The 21,623-nt window shown below is 67.7% G+C and carries 23 protein-coding genes and 1 pseudogene; 11 read left to right on the top strand and 13 right to left on the bottom strand.

From position 1 onward, the window contains the following. Positions 1-44 precede the first annotated feature (44 nt). Positions 45-821: a 2-oxo-tetronate isomerase gene (otnI, locus tag G3N98_RS05645; RefSeq protein ID WP_206147539.1), complete on the top strand. Its 777-nt coding sequence runs from the start codon at positions 45-47 to the stop codon at positions 819-821. Positions 822-849: 28 nt separating this feature from the next. Next, positions 850-1,821, top strand: a complete 972-nt coding sequence (gene denD / locus G3N98_RS05640; RefSeq protein WP_206147538.1) for a D-erythronate dehydrogenase — start codon at positions 850-852, stop codon at positions 1,819-1,821. Positions 1,822-1,869: 48 nt separating this feature from the next. Here the strand turns inward: denD and G3N98_RS05635 are convergent, their stop codons facing one another. The 3 genes from G3N98_RS05635 to G3N98_RS05625 form a co-directional block, all read right to left on the bottom strand. Further along, positions 1,870-2,958, bottom strand: coding sequence for a lysylphosphatidylglycerol synthase domain-containing protein (locus G3N98_RS05635; protein WP_206147537.1), 1,089 nt, complete (start codon positions 2,956-2,958; stop codon positions 1,870-1,872). Next, positions 2,955-4,124: a bacteriohopanetetrol glucosamine biosynthesis glycosyltransferase HpnI gene (hpnI, locus tag G3N98_RS05630; protein WP_206147536.1), complete on the bottom strand. Its 1,170-nt coding sequence runs from the start codon at positions 4,122-4,124 to the stop codon at positions 2,955-2,957. The genes G3N98_RS05635 and hpnI overlap by 4 nt, the downstream gene beginning before the upstream one ends. A gap of 62 nt (positions 4,125-4,186) precedes the next feature. After that, positions 4,187-4,537, bottom strand: coding sequence for a hypothetical protein (locus tag G3N98_RS05625; RefSeq protein WP_089426768.1), 351 nt, complete (start codon positions 4,535-4,537; stop codon positions 4,187-4,189). Between the two features lie 189 nt (positions 4,538-4,726). On the opposite strand from G3N98_RS05625, the gene G3N98_RS05620 reads away from it, so the two are divergent. Together G3N98_RS05620 and G3N98_RS40155 are read left to right on the top strand one after the other, a co-directional pair. Beyond that, positions 4,727-5,254 carry a cytochrome b gene (locus G3N98_RS05620; protein ID WP_089426767.1) on the top strand — a complete coding sequence of 176 codons (528 nt, stop codon included), beginning with the start codon at positions 4,727-4,729 and terminating at the stop codon, positions 5,252-5,254. Then, the gene (locus tag G3N98_RS40155; RefSeq protein WP_277396884.1) at positions 5,251-5,376 is read left to right on the top strand and encodes a hypothetical protein; all 126 of its coding nucleotides are present in this window, start codon (positions 5,251-5,253) and stop codon (positions 5,374-5,376) included. The genes G3N98_RS05620 and G3N98_RS40155 overlap by 4 nt, the downstream gene beginning before the upstream one ends. Positions 5,377-5,487: 111 nt before the next feature. On the opposite strand, the gene G3N98_RS05615 is transcribed toward G3N98_RS40155, so the two are convergent. Continuing rightward, the gene (locus G3N98_RS05615; protein ID WP_206147576.1) at positions 5,488-5,763 is read right to left on the bottom strand and encodes a DUF4148 domain-containing protein; all 276 of its coding nucleotides are present in this window, start codon (positions 5,761-5,763) and stop codon (positions 5,488-5,490) included. A gap of 80 nt (positions 5,764-5,843) precedes the next feature. Next, complete coding sequence (locus G3N98_RS05610) at positions 5,844-6,188, bottom strand: DUF4148 domain-containing protein (protein ID WP_206147535.1); 345 nt, start codon at positions 6,186-6,188, stop codon at positions 5,844-5,846. A gap of 243 nt (positions 6,189-6,431) precedes the next feature. Between G3N98_RS05610 and G3N98_RS05605 the strand changes: the two genes are divergently transcribed. Next, the gene (locus G3N98_RS05605; protein WP_089475508.1) at positions 6,432-7,121 is read left to right on the top strand and encodes an aspartyl/asparaginyl beta-hydroxylase domain-containing protein; all 690 of its coding nucleotides are present in this window, start codon (positions 6,432-6,434) and stop codon (positions 7,119-7,121) included. A 25-nt stretch (positions 7,122-7,146) separates the two neighbouring features. Here G3N98_RS05605 and G3N98_RS05600 read toward each other — a convergent pair whose 3' ends face one another. Continuing rightward, entirely contained in the window at positions 7,147-8,103 is a 957-nt protein-coding gene (locus tag G3N98_RS05600; RefSeq protein WP_206147534.1) for a LysR substrate-binding domain-containing protein, read from the bottom strand. Between the two features lie 80 nt (positions 8,104-8,183). On the opposite strand from G3N98_RS05600, the gene G3N98_RS05595 reads away from it, so the two are divergent. Beyond that, positions 8,184-8,582, top strand: a complete 399-nt coding sequence (locus tag G3N98_RS05595; RefSeq protein WP_089475510.1) for a nuclear transport factor 2 family protein — start codon at positions 8,184-8,186, stop codon at positions 8,580-8,582. Positions 8,583-8,647: 65 nt separating this feature from the next. On the opposite strand, the gene G3N98_RS05590 is transcribed toward G3N98_RS05595, so the two are convergent. Continuing rightward, positions 8,648-9,031: an ASCH domain-containing protein gene (locus G3N98_RS05590; RefSeq protein ID WP_241025767.1), complete on the bottom strand. Its 384-nt coding sequence runs from the start codon at positions 9,029-9,031 to the stop codon at positions 8,648-8,650. A 217-nt stretch (positions 9,032-9,248) separates the two neighbouring features. On the opposite strand from G3N98_RS05590, the gene G3N98_RS05585 reads away from it, so the two are divergent. Beyond that, positions 9,249-9,518 carry a MoaD/ThiS family protein gene (locus tag G3N98_RS05585; protein WP_043180651.1) on the top strand — a complete coding sequence of 90 codons (270 nt, stop codon included), beginning with the start codon at positions 9,249-9,251 and terminating at the stop codon, positions 9,516-9,518. 66 nt (positions 9,519-9,584) lie between these two features. After that, complete coding sequence (locus G3N98_RS05580; protein ID WP_206147533.1) at positions 9,585-10,733, top strand: exo-alpha-sialidase; 1,149 nt, start codon at positions 9,585-9,587, stop codon at positions 10,731-10,733. Between the two features lie 49 nt (positions 10,734-10,782). Here G3N98_RS05580 and G3N98_RS05575 read toward each other — a convergent pair whose 3' ends face one another. Beyond that, positions 10,783-11,712, bottom strand: a complete 930-nt coding sequence (locus G3N98_RS05575) for a LysR substrate-binding domain-containing protein (RefSeq protein ID WP_206147532.1) — start codon at positions 11,710-11,712, stop codon at positions 10,783-10,785. Positions 11,713-11,859: 147 nt separating this feature from the next. Here G3N98_RS05575 and G3N98_RS05570 point away from each other — a divergent pair, with 147 nt between their 5' ends. Beyond that, positions 11,860-12,285, top strand: coding sequence for a PACE efflux transporter (locus G3N98_RS05570; protein WP_206147531.1), 426 nt, complete (start codon positions 11,860-11,862; stop codon positions 12,283-12,285). Positions 12,286-12,294: 9 nt separating this feature from the next. Here G3N98_RS05570 and G3N98_RS05565 read toward each other — a convergent pair whose 3' ends face one another. The 5 genes and pseudogenes from G3N98_RS05565 to G3N98_RS05545 all read right to left on the bottom strand — a co-directional run. Continuing rightward, positions 12,295-12,921, bottom strand: a complete 627-nt coding sequence (locus G3N98_RS05565) for a trimeric intracellular cation channel family protein (RefSeq protein ID WP_175239951.1) — start codon at positions 12,919-12,921, stop codon at positions 12,295-12,297. Between the two features lie 302 nt (positions 12,922-13,223). Then, positions 13,224-14,171, bottom strand: a complete 948-nt coding sequence (locus G3N98_RS05560) for a choline ABC transporter substrate-binding protein (RefSeq protein ID WP_206147530.1) — start codon at positions 14,169-14,171, stop codon at positions 13,224-13,226. A gap of 98 nt (positions 14,172-14,269) precedes the next feature. Then, positions 14,270-15,268: a GlxA family transcriptional regulator gene (locus tag G3N98_RS05555; protein WP_011354068.1), complete on the bottom strand. Its 999-nt coding sequence runs from the start codon at positions 15,266-15,268 to the stop codon at positions 14,270-14,272. A gap of 105 nt (positions 15,269-15,373) precedes the next feature. After that, the gene (choW, locus tag G3N98_RS05550) at positions 15,374-16,270 is read right to left on the bottom strand and encodes a choline ABC transporter permease subunit (RefSeq protein WP_046549695.1); all 897 of its coding nucleotides are present in this window, start codon (positions 16,268-16,270) and stop codon (positions 15,374-15,376) included. Continuing rightward, positions 16,263-17,554, bottom strand: a pseudogene (locus G3N98_RS05545) (glycine betaine/L-proline ABC transporter ATP-binding protein); the annotation flags it as partial. The pseudogene G3N98_RS05545 and the gene choW, both read right to left, overlap by 8 nt. A 482-nt stretch (positions 17,555-18,036) precedes the next feature. On the opposite strand from G3N98_RS05545, the gene G3N98_RS05540 reads away from it, so the two are divergent. Continuing rightward, positions 18,037-21,438 (top strand): DUF2339 domain-containing protein, encoded by a 3,402-nt coding sequence (locus tag G3N98_RS05540; protein WP_206147529.1) that lies wholly within the window; start codon positions 18,037-18,039, stop codon positions 21,436-21,438. Beyond that, positions 21,435-21,623: DUF3999 family protein (locus tag G3N98_RS05535; RefSeq protein WP_206147528.1), on the top strand; the 189-nt coding region annotated here is incomplete at its 3' end. The genes G3N98_RS05540 and G3N98_RS05535, both read left to right, overlap by 4 nt.

Genomic DNA, 21,623 nt, shown 5'->3' with positions numbered 1-21,623 from the left:
GGGCGCCGTGCGCCCCGCCCCATTCATTCACAGGACCCGCTGCCATGCCACGCTTCGCCGCCAACCTCTCGATGATGTACACCGAGCACGCGTTCCTCGAACGCTTCGCCGCTGCCGCCTACGACGGCTTCAAGGCCGTCGAGTACCTGTTCCCGTACGACTTCGCCGCCGAGGACATCCGCGCGCGCCTCGATGCGCACCACCTCGAGCAGGCGCTGTTCAACGCGCCGCCCGGCGACTGGGCCGCGGGCGAACGCGGCACCGCGTCGCTGCCGGGCCGCGAGGACGAGTTCCGGCGCGGCATCGACCAGGCGCTCGACTATGCGCGCGTGCTCGGCAACAAGAAGCTGCACGTGATGGCCGGCATGGTGCCGCCGGGCGCCGACCGTGCGCGCCATCGCGACACCTACCTCGCGAACCTGCGGCATGCGACGCAAGCCGCCTTCGCGCACGGCATCACGATCCTGATCGAGCCGATCAACCCGCGCGACATGCCCGGCTATTTCCTGAGCCGCCAGGACGATGCGCACGAGATCTGCGCGGAAGTCGGCGCGCCGAACCTGAAGGTGCAGTTCGACTGCTACCACTGCCAGATCGTCGAAGGCGATCTCGCGATGAAGCTCAAGCGCGATTTCGCGGGCATCGGCCATATCCAGATCGCGGGCGTGCCCGAGCGCCACGAGCCGGATATCGGCGAACTCAACTACCCGTATCTGTTCGCGCTGATCGACGCGCTCGGCTACGACGGCTGGATCGGCTGCGAGTACCGCCCGAAGGCCGGCACGTCCGAAGGGCTCGGCTGGCTCAAGCCGTACCTGTAATTCCAGCATTCTTCCGAGGGTAAAGAACATGAAAGTACTGATCACCGGCGGCGCCGGCTTTCTCGGCCACCGTCTCGCACGCAAGCTGCTCGAGCGAGGCGAACTCGCCGGCCCCGACGGCCGCAGCGAGAAGATCGACGAGCTGGTGCTGCTCGACGTCGTCGCAGGCAGCGATTTCGGCGACGCGCGCGTGACGTCGATCGTCGGCGACATCGCCGAGCGCGCGGTGCTCGACCGCGCAATTGACACGCAGACCGGCGCGATCTTCCACCTCGCGGCGATCGTCAGCGGGCAGGCCGAAGCCGATTTCGATCTCGGCATGCGGATCAACCTCGACGCGTCGCGCACGCTGCTCGAAGTATGCCGCGCGCGTGGCCATCGGCCGCGCGTCGTGTTCACGAGCTCCGTCGCAGTCTATGGCGGCACGCTGCCCGACGTCGTGCAGGACGACACCGCGCTGAACCCGCAATCGTCGTACGGCGCCGAGAAGGCGATCGCCGAGCTGCTGCTGTGCGACTACGCGCGGCGCGGCTTCGTCGACGGCCGCGTGCTGCGGCTGCCGACGATCAGCGTGCGGCCGGGGCGCCCGAACGCAGCTGCGTCGTCGTTCGCGAGCGGCATCATCCGCGAGCCGCTGAACGGCGAGGAAAGCGTGTGCCCGGTGCCGGGTTCGACGCGCCTGTGGTTGCTGTCGCCGCGCGGCGCGATCGAAGCGCTCGTCGCGGGCTGCGAGATCGACGGCGCGAAGCTCGGCAACAAACGGGTGATCAATCTGCCCGGCCTGTCGGTGTCGGTCGACGAAATGATCGCGGCGCTGCGCGAAGTCGCGGGCGACGACGTCGTGAAGCTGATCCGCCATGTGCCGGACGAGCGCGTCGAGAAGATCGTCGGCAGCTGGCCGGGCCGTTGGGATACGTCGCGCGCGGAAGCGCTCGGCTTGAAGGGCGATACGTCGTTCGCGGACGTGATCCGCAGCCATCTCGCCGACGAACGGCGCTGAGTCCCGCGCGGCCCGCCGCGCGTGACGGGCAGGGGCTGCCCGGTCACATCAACGCGGCCGGGCCGATTCCCCGATGGGCAACGGCGGGTTTTGCGTCGCGCGTGGCCGCTTCGCCGAACCGGCCGCCCACTGCCATGCCAGCAGGCCCGGCAGATAAAACAGCAGGTCGCGCACGCGGCGGGCGCCGGCCAGCGCGAGACAGGTCGGCGGGTCGAACCCGAGCAGCCCGCCGATCAGCACGAACCCGCCCTCCTGCACGCCGAGCCCGCCCGGCATCAGGAACGCGATGCTGCTCACGAGCTGGATCAGCGCCTCGATCGCGAGCGCCTGCGCGAACGTCGGCTCCGCGCCGAGGAAATACAGCGCGAGCCAGATTTCCAGTGCATAGCCGACGAACTGCAGCGTCTGCCAGATCACGAGATAACGCACGACGATGCCGGTCTTTCTCCAGATCATCCGGATCGACTGATCGGTGCGCGCCGATTCGCCGACCAGCGCCACCACCTTGCCGCTCGTGACGCGGTTGAGCACGCGCATCGCGCGTTCGAACGGCCGCGCGTGCTGCACCAGCGCGAACAGCAGCAGCACCGGCACCAGCGCGGCCATGCCGATCGCGAGGTTGCCGGCCACCCGCGCGGCGTCGGACGACACGTGCTCGAGCACGTAGCCGATCGCGACCAGCGCGAACACGAGCTGGCTGATCAGCGTCAGCTGCATGTCGGCGACGAGGCTGGCGACGGCGGTGGCCGGCCGCACGCCCGCCTGCCGCAGCAGGCCGAACGACACGATCTCGCCGCCGATCCGCGCGACCGGCAACAACCCGTTGATCGATTCGCGGATCCACACGAGTTTCAGCATCGTCGCGAACGACGGCCGGCTCGGGCCGCGGATCAGCATCCGCCAGTCCCACGCATTCGCGAGCATCGGCAGGATGTGCGCCAGCGCCGCGAGCAACAGCCCGGCCCCGGCGATCTGCAGGCGATGCAGGATGTCCAGCGGATGCTCGCGCCAGATCAGCCACACGGCGAGCGCGAGCCCGCCCAGCGCCGCCACCCGCCCCACGTGGCGCAGCCGTGCGTCGCCCCGCGCGGCGTTCCGCTCCGCGGCATCGGCAGCGGGGTTCGTTGGGGTCGTCATGATTCGCTCGCGGGCGACAGCAGCCCTTCCCGGTCGACGCGAAAACGCGTGCCGCGCCACACGACATGCGACGAGAAGAAGCTCGACACGAACACGACGAACTGCAGGAGATCGACGAACGGCAGCCACAGCGCGCCGCGCAGGCCGGCGCCGGTCGCCCGGCTCGTGTTCAGCATCAGCAGCGCCCGCGCGGCGAGCGCCGCGACTGCCAGCCCGCACGCGACGGCCGTGCCGCCGGAAAACAGCAGCGCCAGCAGCGCGAGCGGCACCGGGTGCATCAGCACCGAGCCGGCGTGACCGAGCCGGTCCGCCGCGCGGATCGTGCAGCTCCACCGCAATTCGTGTGCGTACAGCTTCGCGAACGTCTCCTCGACGCACGCATGCCCGACGACGAACGGCGGAATGACGACCTGCGCGCCCACCTGCCGCACCGCCTCGCCCAGCGCATGATCCTCGGCCAGGTGATGCGCGAAACGCGTGAGGCCGCCGATGCGTTCGAGCGTCGCGCGCGTGATCGCAATCGTCTGGCCAAAGCATGGCCGTGCGCGCCCGAGGAAGAGCCCGGTGATCACGCCCGGCAGGAAATGGTAGTTCGTCATCGCGACGGCGACACCGGGCCAGAAGCCCGGCGATGCGATGCCGCGATACACGCTCGTCACGATGCCGACCTCCGGCTGCTGCAGCGCGCCGACGACGGCGCGCAAATAATCGCGCTCGACCCGAACGTCGCTGTCGGCGAGACAGAGCACCGAATACTCCGCGTGTTCGAGCATGTTCACGAGATTGGCGATCTTGCGGTTCGGCCCATAGAGCCGCGCATCGGCGACGACCTTGATGTTCGCTTCAGGGTAGCGCGCCCGCAGCGCCTCGACGGCCACGAGCGCCTTGTCGTTCGCGTCGTGCACGCCGAACAGGTGCTGGACCGGCCCCGGATAATTCTGCACGAAGAAGCTTTCGAGATGCTGTACGAGTTGCCACTCGTCGCCGTGCAGCGGCTTCGCGACGGTGACGCCCGGATAGTCGCGCGGCTCGGCCGGCGCCCGGGAAAAGAACCGGCCGACCAGCACGCTGGCCGTGATCGTGTAGGCAATGCCCAGTAACACGCCCAGCCCGCAGACGATCGACATTGCCCCGGCCAGCGCGCGCAGCACATGCAGCAAAACCATGCTTCTCCCCAGTGGTGACCCGTGCGACCACGACACCCGGGAGCCGCCGCGCGCACGCAGGGTCACCCGTGCACGCCGCCGTATCGATTCCCGTGGAGCCGGATGTGAAGGACGACCAAGCGACGATACGCGCAATCAGATGACACGACTACCGTGCGGCGATCGATTCCTGTCACGCGCACGTAGCCGCAGGCGAGCGCGGCGCGGAACGCGACGTCGGCAAGCTTGCGGGCCGAAAGGATCGCGGTGGCTAACGCGATGGCGACCCAGATACGAAACGTCATCGTGGTGAAAAATGCTTCGGGTACGTGCCATGCAAGCAACGACACCAGCATGAAACCCTGGATGAACATGCCGGCCAGTGCGGCGATCAGCAGGTGGGCACGCCATCGCTCGATCGTCGAAGGTGCCATGATGAAAGAGTCTCCCGTGCGGACGACCGCTATCGATCTGAAAGATTCGAAAGGTCGCGTAGGTCAGGATGAAGAAAAGCGACAGTCCAGCGGAGAACGATTGTGGCGACGCCTGCTTAACGTTTCGTTAAGAAAGCGAACGTAGAATCCGCTCGACCGATATCGTCCCCGTCGTCCGCAGGAGTCTCCATGTCCACGCCCGCCCGATATGACACCGTTGCGCGCTTGCTTCACTGGCTGATCGTCGCGCTGGTCATCGCGCAATATGCGATCGGCTGGACGATGCCCGACGTGCATCGCGACACGCAGCCCATCGGCCTGATCGCCGCGCACCTCCTCGTGGGCACCGCGCTGCTCGCGGCGATGGCTTGCCGCGTGCTGTGGCGCGTGACGCATCGCCCGCCCGCGAGTGACCTGCCGCCCGCGATGCGCGCACTGTCGGGCGCGACGCATTTCGCGCTCTACGCGCTGCTGATCGCGGTGCCGCTGCTCGGCTGGATCAACGCGTCGTCGCGCGCATGGAGCGTGACGTTGCTCGGGATCGTGCCGTTGCCCGCGCTGTCGGCGGCCGGCTCCGCGTTCGGCCACGCGATGGGCGACGTGCACGGCATCCTCGCGTGGGCACTGTTCGTCGGCATTTGCCTGCACGTGGCGGCCGCGCTCGCGCACCGCTTCGTGCTGCGCGATCAGGTCATGCAGCGCATGATGCCCTGGTGATCGCCATGCTGGCGGCACCGCATGCCATCGTGCGCATGTGCCGGATTGCCGCCGATACCGCTACCGTCTTCGTTCCGGTTGGTCGCACGCCCGACCGGCCGCTCATCGCACGCGACCGATGAGATGATCGCGCCGCCGCGCGAAGCGGCGCGCGATGGCCGGCGGCGCGGCCGGCGCCGTTCGGCCGTGCCGCGAACACGACGGCCTGAAGTCGCACAAGAGCATGTCGACACCTAGTTGCTGGTCTGCGTCGGCATACCGGCGGCCGGCGCGTGCGCGGCGGCAGCCGCCATCCGGGCCCGGTCCTGCTCGGCAAGCTTCGCTTCCGCCGCCTGGATGTCCGCCGGATACTCCCCTTCATCTCCCTTCGCCGGGTCATACCCGGCTGCTTCCAGACGCATCAATTCGTCGCGAACCTGGGCACGCGTCAGCGGCGCGGCCGATTGCGCGAAAGCCGACTGACCGACGATCGCGCCGATCATCATCAGTACTACGATATATGTTTTCATCATGAACTCCTTCAATGTTCCGTATCGATCAACCGTGTTGAATCCCTCGAATACCTGACCTGCGAACGCAGGCGGCTGCGTCAGCTTCCGAAATAAACCGCGCAGAAGCTCGCGGGGCCGACGCATGCGGCGGAACCCTGGCGCGGCGACATCGTCGCCGGCCTGCCCGCTTCGGATGACGCGGCCGGATCGCTGCCGACCGCCGTGCTGGCCTGATGCGTCGGCATCTGTTCGACCTGCCGCTGGAACAGCGGGCTCACGTCCGGATACGACGTATCGGTCACGAAGCGCAGCCCGTTGTTTTCGGCGTCGGTCAGTTCCTGCCTGACCTGCGCGCGCGTCAGTGCCTGTGCCGACGCTTGCGTCGCGACACCCGCGAGAGAAATCGCCGCCACCGCGGCGGCCACCAGCCAATGCGTGTTCATGTTCCACTCCTTGAGAAGTCAACGAGACGACGTGCTACACCCGTATGACGACGGAGCGCGTGCGTTTATTCCCGCGCGTCGCGCAACCCGGATCACGCGGCTTCTCGAGCACCGGGCGCGCCCGGCACGGACGTTCATGCAACTGTCATTCTTTCGTCAGCCGGCGTAACCTGACGTAACGCAGCGCCCGCCGCGCTTCGGGCAGACTGACGTCACCCCTTACGGATCGCCCTTCGATCGATCATGTCCGTCGCCTACGACTATGCAGCCGGCCTGTTGCGCACGCTGTTCGACCGCCATATCGACGGCGGCGCGGTGCTCGACACGGCCGTGTTTCCCGACACCGAGCGTTTCGTCCGTGCCTGGACCGACATCCAGGCAGAGGCATTCGCCGTGGCGCGCGACATGCCGCGCATCCCGCGCTTTCACGAGATCATGCGCGAGCAGTACGACATCTCGGCCAACGATGCACGCGACTGGCGGATGTTCATCATGCAGGCGTACGGCCAGCCGTTCCCGCGCAACCTGTCGCGCTGCCCGACCGTCGCATCGATCGTCGCGGCATCGCCGGACGTGCTGTCCGCATCGCTGTCGTTCCTCGCGCCCGGCAAGCACATTCCCCCGCATCGCGGGCCGTTTCGCGGCATCCTGCGCGGCTATCTGGTGCTGTCGATGCCGACGCGCGCGGACGGCACGCCGGCCGCCGTGCTGAAAGTCGACGGCCACGAATACCGGCTCGAGGAAGGGCGTTTCCTGCTGTGGGACGACACGTTCCTGCACGAGGTATGGAACGACAGCGACGCGGTGCGGATCGTGCTGCTGCTCGATATCCGCCGGCGCGGGATGCCGCGCCTGCTCACGTGGCTGTCGAATGCGGTGATCGGTGTCGTGCGGATCGGGATCAGGATGCGCGGGCGGTCGATTCCGGTTTAGCGCGTGTGAGCGGCGTGGCTTCCCGTCACGCCATGCGCGGCGAATCGTCCTGTGCCAGTTCCGTCAGGATCGACGTCAGCGCGCGAATCTTGGGCTGCATCGCACGCGGCGACGGGTACACGAGGAAATAGCCGAGACCGTTGTCCACGACCTCGCCAAACGGGGCGACCAGCGTCCCGGCCGCGAGCCGGTCCCGGGCCATGCGCGGGTCACCGATCGCCACGCCGTGCCCCTGCTCGGCGGCGGTGAGCGTCAATTCGAGCGTGTCCAGTACGAGCCCGGCTTCCGGGTCGACCTGCGTCGCGCCGACGGCCGCGAGCCAGCAGCGCCACTCGTCGTGCCCGTGGGCGGGATGAAGCAACGTGGCCTGCGCAAGGTCGGCGATCGATCTCAATGAAGCGGCCAGCGTGCCGGTACACATCGGCGTCAGCCGCTCTGCAAAGAGCGGAACCGACACCATGCCGGCCCAGTGCCCGGCGCCTCGTACGACGATCGCGTCGACGTCGGTTCCGGCGAAATCCGGCGTGTCGTCCGCCGACGTCTGGATCCGCAGCTCGGTCTGCGGGAGTGCGCGATTGATCGCCGGGAGACGCGGCAGCAGCCAGCGGATCGCGAAGGTCGACGGCAACCGCAGCGTGAGAACCGGCGCGACGCCGCCATGCGCCTGCGCGTGGCGTGCCAGTTGCGTCAGGACGTCGACGGCCACCGTCAGCAACGCGCCGCCTTCCGCAGTCAGTGTCAGCCCCGACGCATGACGCACGAACAGCGCACACCCGTAATGCACTTCCAGTTGCTGCACCTGACGGCTCACCGCCCCCTGGGTCCGGCACAGATGATCGGCAGCCCGGCTGAAGCTGCCGAGTTCGGCCGCGGCAACGAAGGCCTGGAACGCCGTCAACGGCGGCAGGGCTCGCGTGAGTTCGGCAAGCGGGTATGCACGGGCCGCATGCCCGGGTTGCGGATTTTTCGATTGTTCGGACATCTGTGCATCGCTATCGTGGTTGCACCGGATCCGCCTCACCTGTCGCGGCCCGGCTCGTCAACAACCCGCGGAGAAAGAGAATGGACCCATCGTCGAAAGCACTATACACGCGGCAGGTCGACACCTACCTGAAGGCGCTCGAGCGCGGCGACGTCGCCGCGATCTGCGCATTGTTCACGCCGGATGCGCGGATTTATTCGCCGTTTCTCGGCTGGATGCAGCCGACACCGTTTTTCGAAAAAGTCGTTTCCGCATCCGGACAAAGCCGCATCACGGCGATCGACATCTGCGTCAGCGCGACCGGCGCGCGACGGGCAACCGGTTACTTCGTGTACGACTGGGGGCTGAAGGACGGCTCGGCGGTGCAGTTCGAATGCGTCGATGTGTTCGAATTCGACGAAAGCGGACGCGTCGAGCGCATGGTCATCGTCTATGACACGCATCCGGTCAGGGCGGCGGTGGGTGACAAGTACGCGTAATACGACTGCACGATATCTGCCCGGCAAACCATCACCGATGGCTCTGTCGTTCCCGGGCGCGGGAGTCAGGATGCATGACGCTCCGGGGTCTCCAGTGCATAGATCCCTCGTTTCGCTGCGCATCGGAATGGCGGATCGATCGCCCGCACGTTCGTCAGTTCCCAGCACACGTATCCGGCACACCATTGCTTGCCTTGCGCGCGGGCTTCATCCGGCGTCCAGTCGTGTACCCCCACGACGTCGACCAGCGCGAGCGCGATCCCGTCAGGGTCCTCCTGTCCGTCCTGACGCAGGAAGATCGTGTTCTGCACCAGCACGAGATCACGCAACGGTATGACCGGCGGCGCCCACGACCGGATTTCGACCCGCTTGCGGCCCGCGACGATATCGTCGACGGCGGGTTTGACGATCGACAGCGCGGATCGCGGCATGGCAAGTATTTCCTTCATCGGCAAATGGAAAGCGTACGACTGACGGTCGCATGGCGGTCGATTCCTGTATGCGATGACGATCCGGCAAGGATTGTTGCCGATTCGCCGGAACGTGTCGACCCGGCCGGATCGGACACGCCGGCGCACCGCGACTACGCGATGCCGGCTTTCCGCCCCCAAAGGATCGCCTAAACTACAGACCGTCCCCTCAGCGAGGCTCCTGCCAGCCACCGCCATGGCGCACCTCTTCTTCGCCGCCTCGATCCAGCGGCATATCGAAACGCCCGAGCGTGAGATCGACGCCCACTCGGTCGGCGAAGCATTCGACACCGTTTTCGGCGAGCAGCCGCGGCTGCGCGGCTACATCCTCGACGACCAGGGTGCGCTGCGCAAACACCTGTCGGTATTCATCGACGGCCAGCCGATCCGCGACCGGCAACACCTGTCCGATGTGCTCGGCGACGCCAGCCGGGTCTATGTCGTGCAGGCGTTGACGGGCGGATAAGGGGACATATGCACAAGCACCGGCCGCGCACCCCAACGTCAAGCCGGGCATCCGGAGACATCGCAAATGAACGATCGACTGCTCGTCGCCACCCGCAAGGGCCTGTTCGTCCTGCAGGCCGACGGCCACGGCGGCTGGACGCTCGGTGAGCCGCACTTCGCCGGCGAGCCGGTCAGCATGGCGCTCGCCGACCCGCGCGACGGCACGCTGTATGCGGCGCTGAACCTCGGCCATTTCGGCGTCAAGCTGCACCGCCGGCGCGCAGGCGCCGCCGACTGGGAAGAATGCGCGGTTCCCGTCTATCCGCCGCAGCCCGCCGACGCCCCACCCGCCGGTGCCAGTGTGAATGCCGGCACCGGCGACGACGACGACGCGCCACCCGGCACGCCGCAACCGCCGTGGACGCTCCAGCAAATCTGGTCGCTCGAAACCGGCGGCGCCGACGAACCCGGCGTGCTGTGGGCCGGCACGATTCCCGGCGGCCTGTTCCGCTCCGACGACGGCGGCAGTTCCTGGGTGCTCAACCGGGCACTGTGGGATCGCCCGGAGCGCGCCGAATGGGGCGGCGGCGGATACGATGCGCCGGGCATCCATTCGGTGATGGTCGATCCGCGCGACAGCCGGCACGTGATGGTCGGCATCTCGTGCGGCGGCGTCTGGCAGACCGCCGACGGCGGCGCGACGTGGCGCGTGACCGCCGACGGCATGGAAGCCGACTACATGCCGCCCGAGCGGCGCGGCGAGCCCAACGCGCAAGACCCGCACCGCGTCGTGCAATGCGCCGCCAACCCGGACGTGCTGTGGACGCAGCATCACTGCACGATCTTCCGCTCGACCGATGGCGCCGAACACTGGCGGCGCATCGAGGCGCAGCCTTCGAGCTTCGGCTTCGCGGTAGCCGTGCACCCGCATGAACCGGACACCGCGTGGTTCGTGCCGGCCGTGAAGGACGCGTGCCGGATTCCGGTGAACGGCAGGTTCGTCGTCACGCGCACGCGCGACGGCGGGCGCAGTTTCGAGCAGTTTTCGAACGGGTTGCCGAGTGCACCGGCGTACGACCTCGTGTATCGGCACGGGCTCGCGATCGATGACACCGGTACGCGCCTCGCGATGGGATCGACCACCGGCGGGTTATGGACGTCCGGCGACGGCGGCGAAAGCTGGCAACTGGTGTCTGCGCATTTGCCACCGGTTTATTGCGTCAGGTTCGGGTGATGGTGGGTGTGCGAGCGGGTCGGTTCGCATCGGGCCTGCACGGCCCGCTTTACCGCTCAACGCCCGCCCCCATCCGCCCCACCGCCTCCCGCGTCTGCGCAATCTCCTCTTCGAGCCAGTCGAGAAACGACCTGACCTGCGGCTCGCGCTCCCGCCCGGGCCGGCACAGCGCGACAAAACGCGCGCCCTCGATCCGCACCGCCGGCTCGATCGGCATCAGCGCCCCGTGCTCGACATGCTCGGCGGCCAGCACCGAACTGAGCAACGCGATGCCCTGCCCATGCAGCACCGCCTGCAATGCGTAATGCTCGTCGTCGTAGTGGCGAAACACCGCGCGCTCGAGCCACGCGTCGCGGCCGGCCGCGCGACACCACGACACCCAGTCGACCGACACCGGCAGCGGCGTATCCCACACGGTCTCGATCAGGTCGAGCGGCTCGTCCGTGCGATGCGCGTCGAAGCTGACGGCCGCATACGCGCCGAAATACTCGTCGATCAGCGCAATCTCGTGCAGTGCCGGAAACGTGCGCGACGTCGCGCGAATCGCGAGATCGATCCGCGCATCGCGTTCGAGATCCGCAAGCGTGTTGCCGGTTTCAACCTTGATGTGCAGTTGCGGATCGACCTGACGAAACCGGCCGAGGCGCGGAATCAGCCACATCGCGGCGAACGCGGGCGTGGTGGTCAGCACGAGCGTGCGCTCGCCGGCCGCCTCGGGCCGCACCGCATCGAGCCCGCGGCTCAATGCGAGCAATGCATCGTGACTCGCGCGAAACAGGCGTTCGCCTTCGTCCGTGAGCCGCACGCCGCTCGCGCCGCGCTCGAACAGCAGCACGCCAAGCCGGCTTTCGAGCGACTTGATCTGGTGCGACACGGCGGCCGGCGTCACGGACAGTTCGTCCGCGGCGGCCTTGAATGCGCCGAGCCGCGCCGACGACTCGAATACACGCAATGCGGTCAGGGGGATTTTCGAGAACACGGGGCCTCGCGGGCCGGCTCGGGCCGGGTTGAATTCAATTGAATCCGGGTGAGATTAGGTGAATTGAAGCAGGCGTGCAACGCGAATAGCCTTGCGGGACGTCGCGGCACGGTGCCGCGGCGAGTGACGTCCCACTGGAGCAACAACGTGCAAGGCCTACCGCGCAGGATCACGCAGGCGGTGCTCTACGAAGCAATCGCGATTTCCTGCATCTCGCCCGCGATCGCGGCGATCTTCAAGCAGGACCTCGTCTATTCGGGCGCGCTGTCGGCAACGATGTCGGCGATCGCGATGCTGTGGAACATGATCTTCAACGCGCTGTTCGAGCGCTGGGAAGCGTCGCGTCGCCAGCCGACACGCACGCTCGGGCGGCGGATCCTGCACGCGACCGGATTCGAAGGCGGGCTGATCTTCATTCTGGTGCCGGTCGTGGCGGGGTGGCTCGACATCTCGTGGCTCGACGCGTTCGTCGTCGACATCGGGCTGTTCGCGTTCTTCTTCGGCTACGCGTTCGTGTTCCAGTGGGCGTTCGATCGGGTGTTCGACGTGCCGGCGGCGACGAAGGGGCAATGAGCCGAACGCTCACGCCCCGGCGGCAATTTTCGGCAATTGCCAGCCGAATCGTACCGCAGCCATCCGCAGCGCAAAGCATGCGACGCCGCCCAGCACGGCCGCGACGATCGGCGAGCAACCGAGCCGTCGGCACGATACGACGACCACCGCGCCGAGCAGCGCCGCGCTCGCATAAATGTCCGTGACCAGGACGACCGGGATCCGTGCAAGCAGCACATCGCGCACGACGCCGCCGCCGCAACCGGTCACGGCGCCCATCAGTGTCGCAATGAACGGGTGAACCCGGAATTCGAGCGCCTTCACCGCGCCCGCGACCGCGAACAACGCAAGGCCGGCCGCATCGAGCGTCGTGAGCAGCGACGGAGAAAACGCGGCGACCCGCTCATGAAACACGAACGCGAACAGCCCTGAAGCGAACGCAAGCGCCGGATAGCGCCAGTCGCTCACGGCGCTGGGCGGCCGTGCGCCGATCAGCAGATCGCGGATCACGCCGCCGCCGAGCGCGACGACGAGCGACAGCACCATCACACCGAACAGGTCGAGCCCGGCGCCGATCGCCGCATTGGCACCCTCGACCGCGAACACCGCCGTGCCCGCGAGATCGGCGGCCAGCACCACTTGCTCGATGCGCTTCATGCGCGTGAATGGCCGCAGTGCGGCATCGTCCGGTTGCAGCCTGCGTCGCGACGAGCCGACGCGCCGTTCGGCCTCGGCCGCCTGCCGGCCACCTGCCGCCATCCGGATACCTCAAGCGCACTGCGTATCATTGCCGCCTCCTCGATCGGGATCGGGCAGTCTAGCGCATCGCCCATCCACTGACGGGCCGAACCTGAAACCGGAAGCAAAAAGCCGGCGGAAGCAGGATGCGCACCCTGCTTCCACCGGCTCGGAAACACGTCAGGCTTCCAGCCGAAGCCGCGACGCCCGACGCGTTACGTTCAATGCACGCCGAGATAGGCCTTCACCGCCGGCAGGCCCGGCTTGCCGTCGAGCGTCGTCACGCCGGCGAGCCACTTGTCGAGCGCCTGCGGGTTCGCCTTCAGCCACTCGGCCGCCGCCTTGTTCGGGTCTTCCTTGTTCATGATCGGCATCATCACGTGGTTCTCGATCGACGTCGTGAACTGCAGGTTCGACACGAACTTCGCGACGTTCGGGCAGCGCTGCGAGTAGTCGGGCGGCGTCGCCGTCAGCACCTTCGCTTCGCCGTAGTTCGGGCCGAACACGTCGTCGCCGCCGGTCAGGTAGTCGATCTTCATCTGCACGTTCATCGGATGCGGTTCCCACCCAAGGAACACGATCCACTGTTTGTCGCGGATCGCGCGATTCACCTCGACCAGCATCCCGGCCTCGCTCGACTCGACCATCTTGAACTTGCCGAGGCCGAACTTGTTGCCGTCGATCATCTTCTTGATCAGCAGGTTGCCGTCGTTGCCCGGTTCGATCCCGTAGATCTTGCCGTTCAGCTTGTCCGCGTACTTCTGAATATCCGCGAACGACTTCAGGCCGCCCTGGTACACGTAGTCGGGCACCGCGAGCGTGTATTTCGCGCCGGTCAGGTTCGGCGTCGACAGCACCTTGATCTGGCCGGCCTTCGTGAACGGCTGGATGATCGGGTCCATCGTCGGCGACCAGTAGCCGAGGAACACGTCGATCTGCTTGCTCTTGATGCCGGCGAACGTGATCGGCACCGACGCGATCGTCTTCGTCGGGCTGTAGCCGAGCCCTTGCAGCATCGTCGATGCGAGGCCCGTGGTCGCCGCGATGTCGGACCAGCCGACGTCCGCGAAGCGCACGTTCTTGCACACGGGCGGATCGGCCGCATACACGGCCGACATCGGCGCGGTTATCCCGATCCCGCACACCGCTGCGATCAATAGGCGCTTCATCTTGCTTCTCCTCAAAGTGATGTCGTTTGCTTGAATGCGGGATCGTTTATTGAAGCCGCGCGCCGCGATCCCGGCGGCGTCGCGGACCATTGGATTAGTCAGCGCCCCGGCAACCGGCGCTCGTAGCTCGGCGCGTGACCGAACTGCGCACGGTAGGCCTTGCTGAAATGGCAGGGCGAATGAAAGCCGCAGACCGTCGTCACGCGTGCGATCGACGCGTCGGTCGTGCGCAGCAGGTCGCGTGCGCGCTTCAGGCGCAGCGTCAGGTAATAGTGAGTCGGCGACACGTTCAGGTACACCTTGAACATGCGCTGCAGGTGCCGCTGCGACAGCCGCACGAGCCGTGCGAGCTCCTCGAGCGACAGCGGCTCCTCGATGTTCGCCTCCATCAGCCGCACGACCTCGATCAGCTCCGCGCGCGAGAAGCCGACGCGCGCATCGACCGGAATCGGCTGCGTGTCCGTCGAGCTGCGGATGCGCTCCAGGATGAACTGCTCGGATACCTGCGCGGCCAGTTGCTGGCCGAAGCGCATCCCGACGAGGTTCAGCATCAGGTCGAGCGGCGCGGTGCCGCCGGTGCAGGTCAGCCGGTCGCGGTCGACGACGAACAGTTCGTCGGCGAAACCCACTTGCGGAAACTCGGCATGCAACGCGGACAGGTTCTCCCAGTGCACCGTGCAGCGATAGCCGTCGAGCAGCCCGCTCGACATCAGCGCATACGCGCCCGTGCAGATGCCGCCGAGCGGCAGACCACGTTCGGCGAGCGCCGCGAGCGTATCGCGCGCGCCCTCGTCGACCACGTCGCGGATGCGGATGCCGCCGCACACGATCATCACGTCGGGCAGGTTCGTGTAGTCGAGCGCCTGCGTGGGCCGTACCGCGATGCCGTTGCTGGCGTGAACCGGACTGCCGTCGAGCGAATAGATCGACCACTGGTAGTGATCGGCGCGCCCGACGTAGTTCGCCATCCGAAGCACTTCGACGGCGCTCGAGAACGCGATCATCGAAAAGTTCGGCAGCGTCAGGAAGCCGAAATGGGCGAGCGATGAAACCGGTGAAACGCAGGCTGCGGGCGCGACAGCGACGGCGGACGTCACATCGGTCTCCTGGCGAGGAGGTTGCAGGGGGCCAGCCCCGCGGCCGAAACCGCGGAAGCCGTTATTCATTCAGGGTGAGCGGCCGGGGATGCCGGCCGCCGGAGGTCAGGCCTGCGCGGGCGCGGCCTTCACGCGAAACAGCTGCTTGAGACCCGAGAACAGCGGCGCCTTCACGGTGCCCGGTGCACGGCCGAAGCTTTCGGTGATGCGGTCGAGAATGATCGCGAGCAGCACGACCGACAGGCCGCTTTCGAAACCGAGGCCGATGTCGAGGCGCTGGATACTGGCGAGCACGTCGTTGCCGAGGCCGCCTGCACCTACCATCGACGCGATGATCACCATCGACAGCGCCATCATGATCGTCTGGTTCACGCCCTGCATGATCGACGGCAGCGCATTCGGGAACTGCACCTTGTACAGCAGCTGCCACGGCGTGCAGCCGAAGGCCTGGCCGGCTTCGACGATCTCGCGGTTCACGTGGCGGATCCCGAGGCTCGTCAGGCGCACCGCCGGCGGCATCGCGAAGATCACCGTCGACAGAATCCCCGGCACGCGGCCAAGACCGAACAGCATCGCGGCCGGAATCAGGTAGACGAACGCGGGCATCGTCTGCATCAGGTCGAGGATCGGGCGCACGATCGCGGCGACCCACTTGCTCTTCGCGGCCCAGATGCCGAGCGGGATGCCGAGCACGAGGCTGATGATCGTCGACGACAGCGTGAGGCCGAGCGTGATGACCGTCTGGTCCCAGAAGCCCGTCGCGAAGATCAGCAGCAGCGACAGCGTCGTGAACAGCGCGAAGCGCCAGCCCACCCGCCACAGCCCGACGCCGATGAAGATCGCCATCATCAGCCACATCGGGATCGCCTGCAGGCCGTGCTCGACGAATGCCGCGAGCCCCTCGATCGCCTGGCCGATCGTGTCGAACGTCTTGGCGTCGTGGTCGAGCAGGTAGTGAACGGACTGGTCGACCCAGGTACCGAGCGGAATCATTTCAGACATGGGAACCTCGCGAACGCGTGATGGCCTTCAGGATGAGCGCACGATCGACCGAGCCGCAGTAGCAGCCGTCGTCGTCGACGACCGGCAGCGCATTCGGGCTCGCGACCACGCGCGCGACGACATGTTCGAGCGACGCGTCGCGCCGGATGGATTCGATCGGGCTCACGGACGGCGTCGCCTGGCCGATCGCTTCGCGCGTGACGAAGCCGCGGATCTTGCGTTGCGCATCGAGCACGAACGCATAGTCGGCACTGCCGTTCAGCGTCGCCGCGACGTTCGCGGCATCGCACTTCGACACGATCGGCACGGCGCCCGTCTGCATCAGGTCGCCGGCGGTCAGGTAGCGGCTGGTGTCGATGCCGTCGAAGAACGCGCGCACGTAATCGTCGGCCGGGTTCGCGATGATGTCCTGCGGCGTGCCGACCTGAACGAGCCGGCCACCTTCCATGATCGCGATGCGGTTGCCGATGCGCAGCGCTTCTTCCAGATCGTGCGACACGAACATGATCGTTCGGCGTTGTTCCTTCTGCAGTTGCAGCAGCACATCCTGCATTTCCCGGCGCTTGAGCGGATCGAGCGCGGAGAACGCCTCGTCCATGATCATCAGCGACGGGTTCACGGCCAGCGCGCGGGCAAGGCCGACGCGCTGCTGCATGCCGCCCGACAGCTCGGACGGCAGCTTGTGCGAGAACGGCGCGAGGCCGACCTGCTCGAGCACTTCCATCGCGCGGCGCTCGCGTTCCTTCTTGCCCATGCCCGCGACTTCCAGGCCGAACGCGGCATTCGACACCACGGTGCGGTGCGGCATCAGCGCGAACGACTGGAACACCATGCTCATGTCCTTGCGGCGCAGCGCGGTCAGCGCCGAGCGGCGCGCCGACGCAACGTCGAGCCCGTCGATCATCACCTTGCCGGCGCTGGGATCGACCAGCCGGTTCACGAGGCGGATCAGCGTGGACTTGCCGGAGCCGGACAGGCCCATCAGCACGAAAATTTCGCCTTCCTGCACATCGAAGGAGACGTTGTGCACGCCGACGACCTGGCCGGTGCGCTTGAGCACATCGTCCTTCGTCGCGCCGGCGGCGAGCATGTCGAGCGCCTGCTGCGGGTTGCTTCCAAACACCTTGCACAGACCTTCGACCACGACCTTGGGGGCATCCATCGAAACCTTCTCCTCGTGTAGCGGGGACTCGCGCTTGTCTTAGCGTGCCTACATAGTTGCCAGAAAAAACCCCGACCTGCCGACGAATTACGACAAACGCTTGCGCAAATACGACACGGCTGCCAGCCCCGCCGGGCGGGGCGCGGCACGCGACGGCACCCGATTGCGGCGGCGCAATACGCGCACGGCCAGCAACGGCGGGCATCGCGCGTCGGACTTGTGCGCAGCAACGCGGCGCGGATCGCGTCGCGCCTTGCGCCAATTCGCATCGGGCACGCGTCGCTTTACGACAATTTCACGTCCGATCACGCGTCGATCTGCTCAGACGAAAGCGCCTCGCCTCCACCAATAAAAAGCATGACCGTGCAAAAAGCCGCGCGGCGACACCGGACGGTGCACGCCGCGATACCGCGCCAACCCGGAAAATCCCCGACAGCCGCTGTGATACATTCCCCGCCAACAGGCTGACCGCGACACAGGCCATCACGCGGCCACCGTGGTCAGCAGCGCATGCCGGTTCGCCTGCCGGCCATGCCGATACCGCCTCGACCGGCAGACATCCGATCGCAGGCCGATAACGATACGAGAGAGGGAGCAAGGCGAGATGAACTGGGCTTTTACCGCAATCGGCTTCATCGTGGGCGGGATTGCCGCATTGATCGGGGATTTCTCCGCCATTACCGGCGCAGTGCTCGGCGCCGCGATCGGGTTCTGCCTCGACAACACGCTGCAACAGCGCAAGCGCAAGAACAACGGCACGGCGCCCGCCGCGTTCGCGATGCAGGCACCGCCCGCCCAGCCGCCGGCTCCCCTGGCCGAGCGCGTCGCGCGCCTCGAGGCGACAGTCGAGACGCTGACGCGCGAAGTGGCGTCGCTGCGCGGCCAGCTGGCTGGTGCGAAGGCCGGCACGGCCACAACTGACGCGACCGTGCACAAGCCCGCCGGCACCGCCTCCGCCACCCCATCCGCACCCGTCCCGCCTTCGGCCGTCCTCCCACCGCGCGCGCCTGCCCAGCCGGCCGCCGCACGCACGGACGCACCGGCGTCCGTATCGGCACCGGCTCCCACCCCCGTTCGCGCCGCCACGCCGGCACCGACACCGGCCGCCGCGATCCGCGCGAGCGAAACGCCTGCCGCCCCGGCCCCCGCACCGTCGGCGCCTCCCGCGCCGCCCAAACCGCGCGAGCCCGACCTCGTCGAGCGCGCATTCCGCGCCGCACGCGACTGGCTGCTCGGCGGCAACACAGTCGTGCGCGTCGGGATCATCGTGCTGTTCTTCGGCGTCGCGTTCCTGCTCAAGTACGCGGCCGACAACAACATGCTGCCGATCGAATTCCGCCTCGCCGGCACCGCGCTCGCCGCGGCCGCGCTGCTCGCGATCGGCTGGCGCGTGCGCGCGCGCCGCGCGGCGTACGGGCTCGTGCTGCAGGGCGGCGGCGTCGGCATCCTGTACCTGACGATCTTCGCCGCGACCAAGCTTTACGCGCTGCTGCCCGTCGGCGCCGCGTTCCCGCTGATGGTGGCCGTGTGTGCGCTGAGCGCGTTCCTCGCGGTGCGGCAGAACGCGCTGCCGCTCGCGTTCATGGGCACCGCGGGCGGCTTTCTCGCGCCGGTGCTGCTGTCGACCGGCCAGGGCAACCATGTCGCGCTGTTCAGCTACTACGCGCTGCTGAACGCGGGCATCTTCGCGATCGCGTGGTTCAAGGCCTGGCGTCCGCTGAACCTGCTCGGCTTCGTCTTCACGTTCACGATCGGCTCGGCGTGGGGCGTGACGGCCTACCGCCCCGCGCTGTTCGCGAGCACCGAGCCGTTCCTCATCCTGTTCTTCCTGATGTACGTCGGCATCGCGCTGCTGTATGCGGTGAAGCGCGAACTCGCGCTGCGGCACTACGTGGACGGCACGCTCGTGTTCGGCACGCCGATCGTCGCCACCGCGCTGCAGGCGTCGCTCGTGAAGGACATGCCGTTCGGGCTCGCGTGGAGCGCCGTCGCGCTGTCGGCGTTCTACGTCGTGGTCACCGCGTGGCTCGCGCGGCGCCGCGACCGCCTCGCGCTGCTGTTCGAATCCACGCTCGCGCTCGCGGTGATCTTCGCGACGCTGGCCGTGCCGCTCGCGTTCTCCGGCCCGACGACCAGCGCCGCTTGGGCGATCGAAGGCGCGGCCGTCGTCTGGCTCGGCGTGCGCGAGAAGCGCATGCTGCGGTTCGGCTTCGGGCTGCTGATGCAGGTTGCCGCGGCCGGCGCATTCTTCACGAGCCTGCTCGGGCCGGCCGACGCCACCGTGCTGCCGGTGCTCAACAGCCCGTATATCGCGATGCTGCTGATCGCGCTCGCCGGCCTGTTCACCGGCTGGTGGCTGCACGGGCGCGGCGAAGCCCGCGCGTGGCACGCGTGGATGCCCGAGATCGGCGCCGCCGCCGCCGCATGGGGGCTGCTGTGGTGGGTGAGCGGCGGCCTGCACGAGATCCTCGTCTACGCGAGCCGTCACGTCGACCTGCATGCCGACCGCTTCGTCGTCGATTCGACCGCGCTGTTCGCGGCCGGCACCGCGTGGCTCTCGCACGTCGCGCGCCGCCGTCTGGCGTGGCCGCTCGCCGAATGGCCCGCGCTCGCGCTGACGCCGGTGCTGGCGCTGCTCGCGCTGCGTGTGTTCGATGCGCACGAAGCGCCGCTGTCGGGGATGGGCGCGTTCGCGTGGCCCGTCGCCGTCGGCGCAGGCCTTGCGCTGCTGTGGCGCCAGTCGCGCGGCACCGCAGGCGCCGATTCCGCGCCAGGCTCGGCGCGCGGCGTCGCGCCATCCCTCTCCGCAGGCATCATCGCGCCGCTGCATACGCTGATGTTCTGGACCGTGTGCGGGCTGCTGTCGCTCGAAGGCTTCTGGCGCCTGCGTGCGTACGTGCCCGAAGGCGCGTGGAGCTGGAGCGCGTGGGCCTACGGCTTCGGTGCGCTGCTCCTGCTGGTGTCGGGCCCCGGCTCGCGGCTGCGCTGGCCCGTCGCGGCGTTTCCGCGCGCGTACCAGGTGTGGGGTGCGGCGCCGCTCGCGGCGTTGCTGTGGCTGTGGAGCATCGCCAGCGTGATCAGCGACGGCAACGCGGCGCCGCTCTTCTGGCTGCCGCTGCTCAACCCGCTCGACATCGCGCAGGGCCTGGTGTTCATTGCATTCGCCGTGTGGCTGCGCCGGCTGAAGACGCTCGGCATCGCGTGGCATCCGCGCGTCGTCGACTACGTGGCCATCGCCACCGTGTTCCTGTGGTTCAACGCACTGATGCTGCGCACGCTGCATCAGCGCTTCCACCTGGCCTACGGCATCGACACCGTGCTGTCGTCGTTCGGCATCCAGCAGGTGTTCATGGTCGGCTGGAGCCTGTTCGCGTTCGCCGGAATGTGGCTGACGCGCCGCGACGGCATCGCCCGCGTGTGCGCGCTCGCGTCGCTGCCGCTGATCGTCGTGATGTGGGGGTGGACCTTCTACGCGAACTTCACGCAGGACGGCGGAAGCTGGGCGCGCGTGCCGCTCTTCAACCCGCTCGACCTCGTGCTCGCGGTGGTCTACGCACTCGCAGCGTCGTGGTTCGTGCGCGCACGCAAGCTCGGCTGGTCGTTCGACAAGTATCGCGTCGAGCTGCTGAGCGCGGCCGGCGCGACCGCGTTCCTGTGGCTGAACGCGATCCTGCTGCGTACGCTGCATCACTGGGCCGGCGTGCCGTACGAACTCGGCGCGATGGCGGAATCGACGCTGGTGCAGGCATCGGTGTCCGTGTACTGGACGCTTTGCGCACTGGCCATCACGATCTGGGCCACGCGCCGCGGGCTGCGTCCGCTGTGGTTCGTCGGCGCCGCGCTGCTCGCGCTCACGGTCGTCAAGCTGTTCCTGTTCGACCTGTCGCACGTGACAGGCATCGAGCGCATCGTGTCGTTCATCGGCATCGGCGTGCTGCTGCTGTTGATCGGGTATTTCTCGCCGCTGCCGCCGAAGGCCGCCGCGCCGCAGGACGACACGCCATGAAACGACTCGCCGCCCTGCTCGGACTGAGCCTGCTCGCGTCGTTCGCGGCGGCCGACGCGCGCGTCGCGCAGCGCTTCTCGCTCGACCTCGACGGCACCGCCGCGTATTACCAGCTCACCGTGCCGCAGCCCGTCTACGCGGCGAGCCGGCGCGACGACCTCGGTGACGTGCGCATCTTCAACGGA

Source organism: Burkholderia sp. Tr-20390 (assembly GCF_017104595.1).
In the GTDB taxonomy this organism is placed as follows: Bacteria; Pseudomonadota; Gammaproteobacteria; order Burkholderiales; family Burkholderiaceae; genus Burkholderia.
The sequence above is the reverse complement of the archived record's forward strand: the minus strand, read 5'-3'. Positions and strand labels throughout refer to the sequence as shown.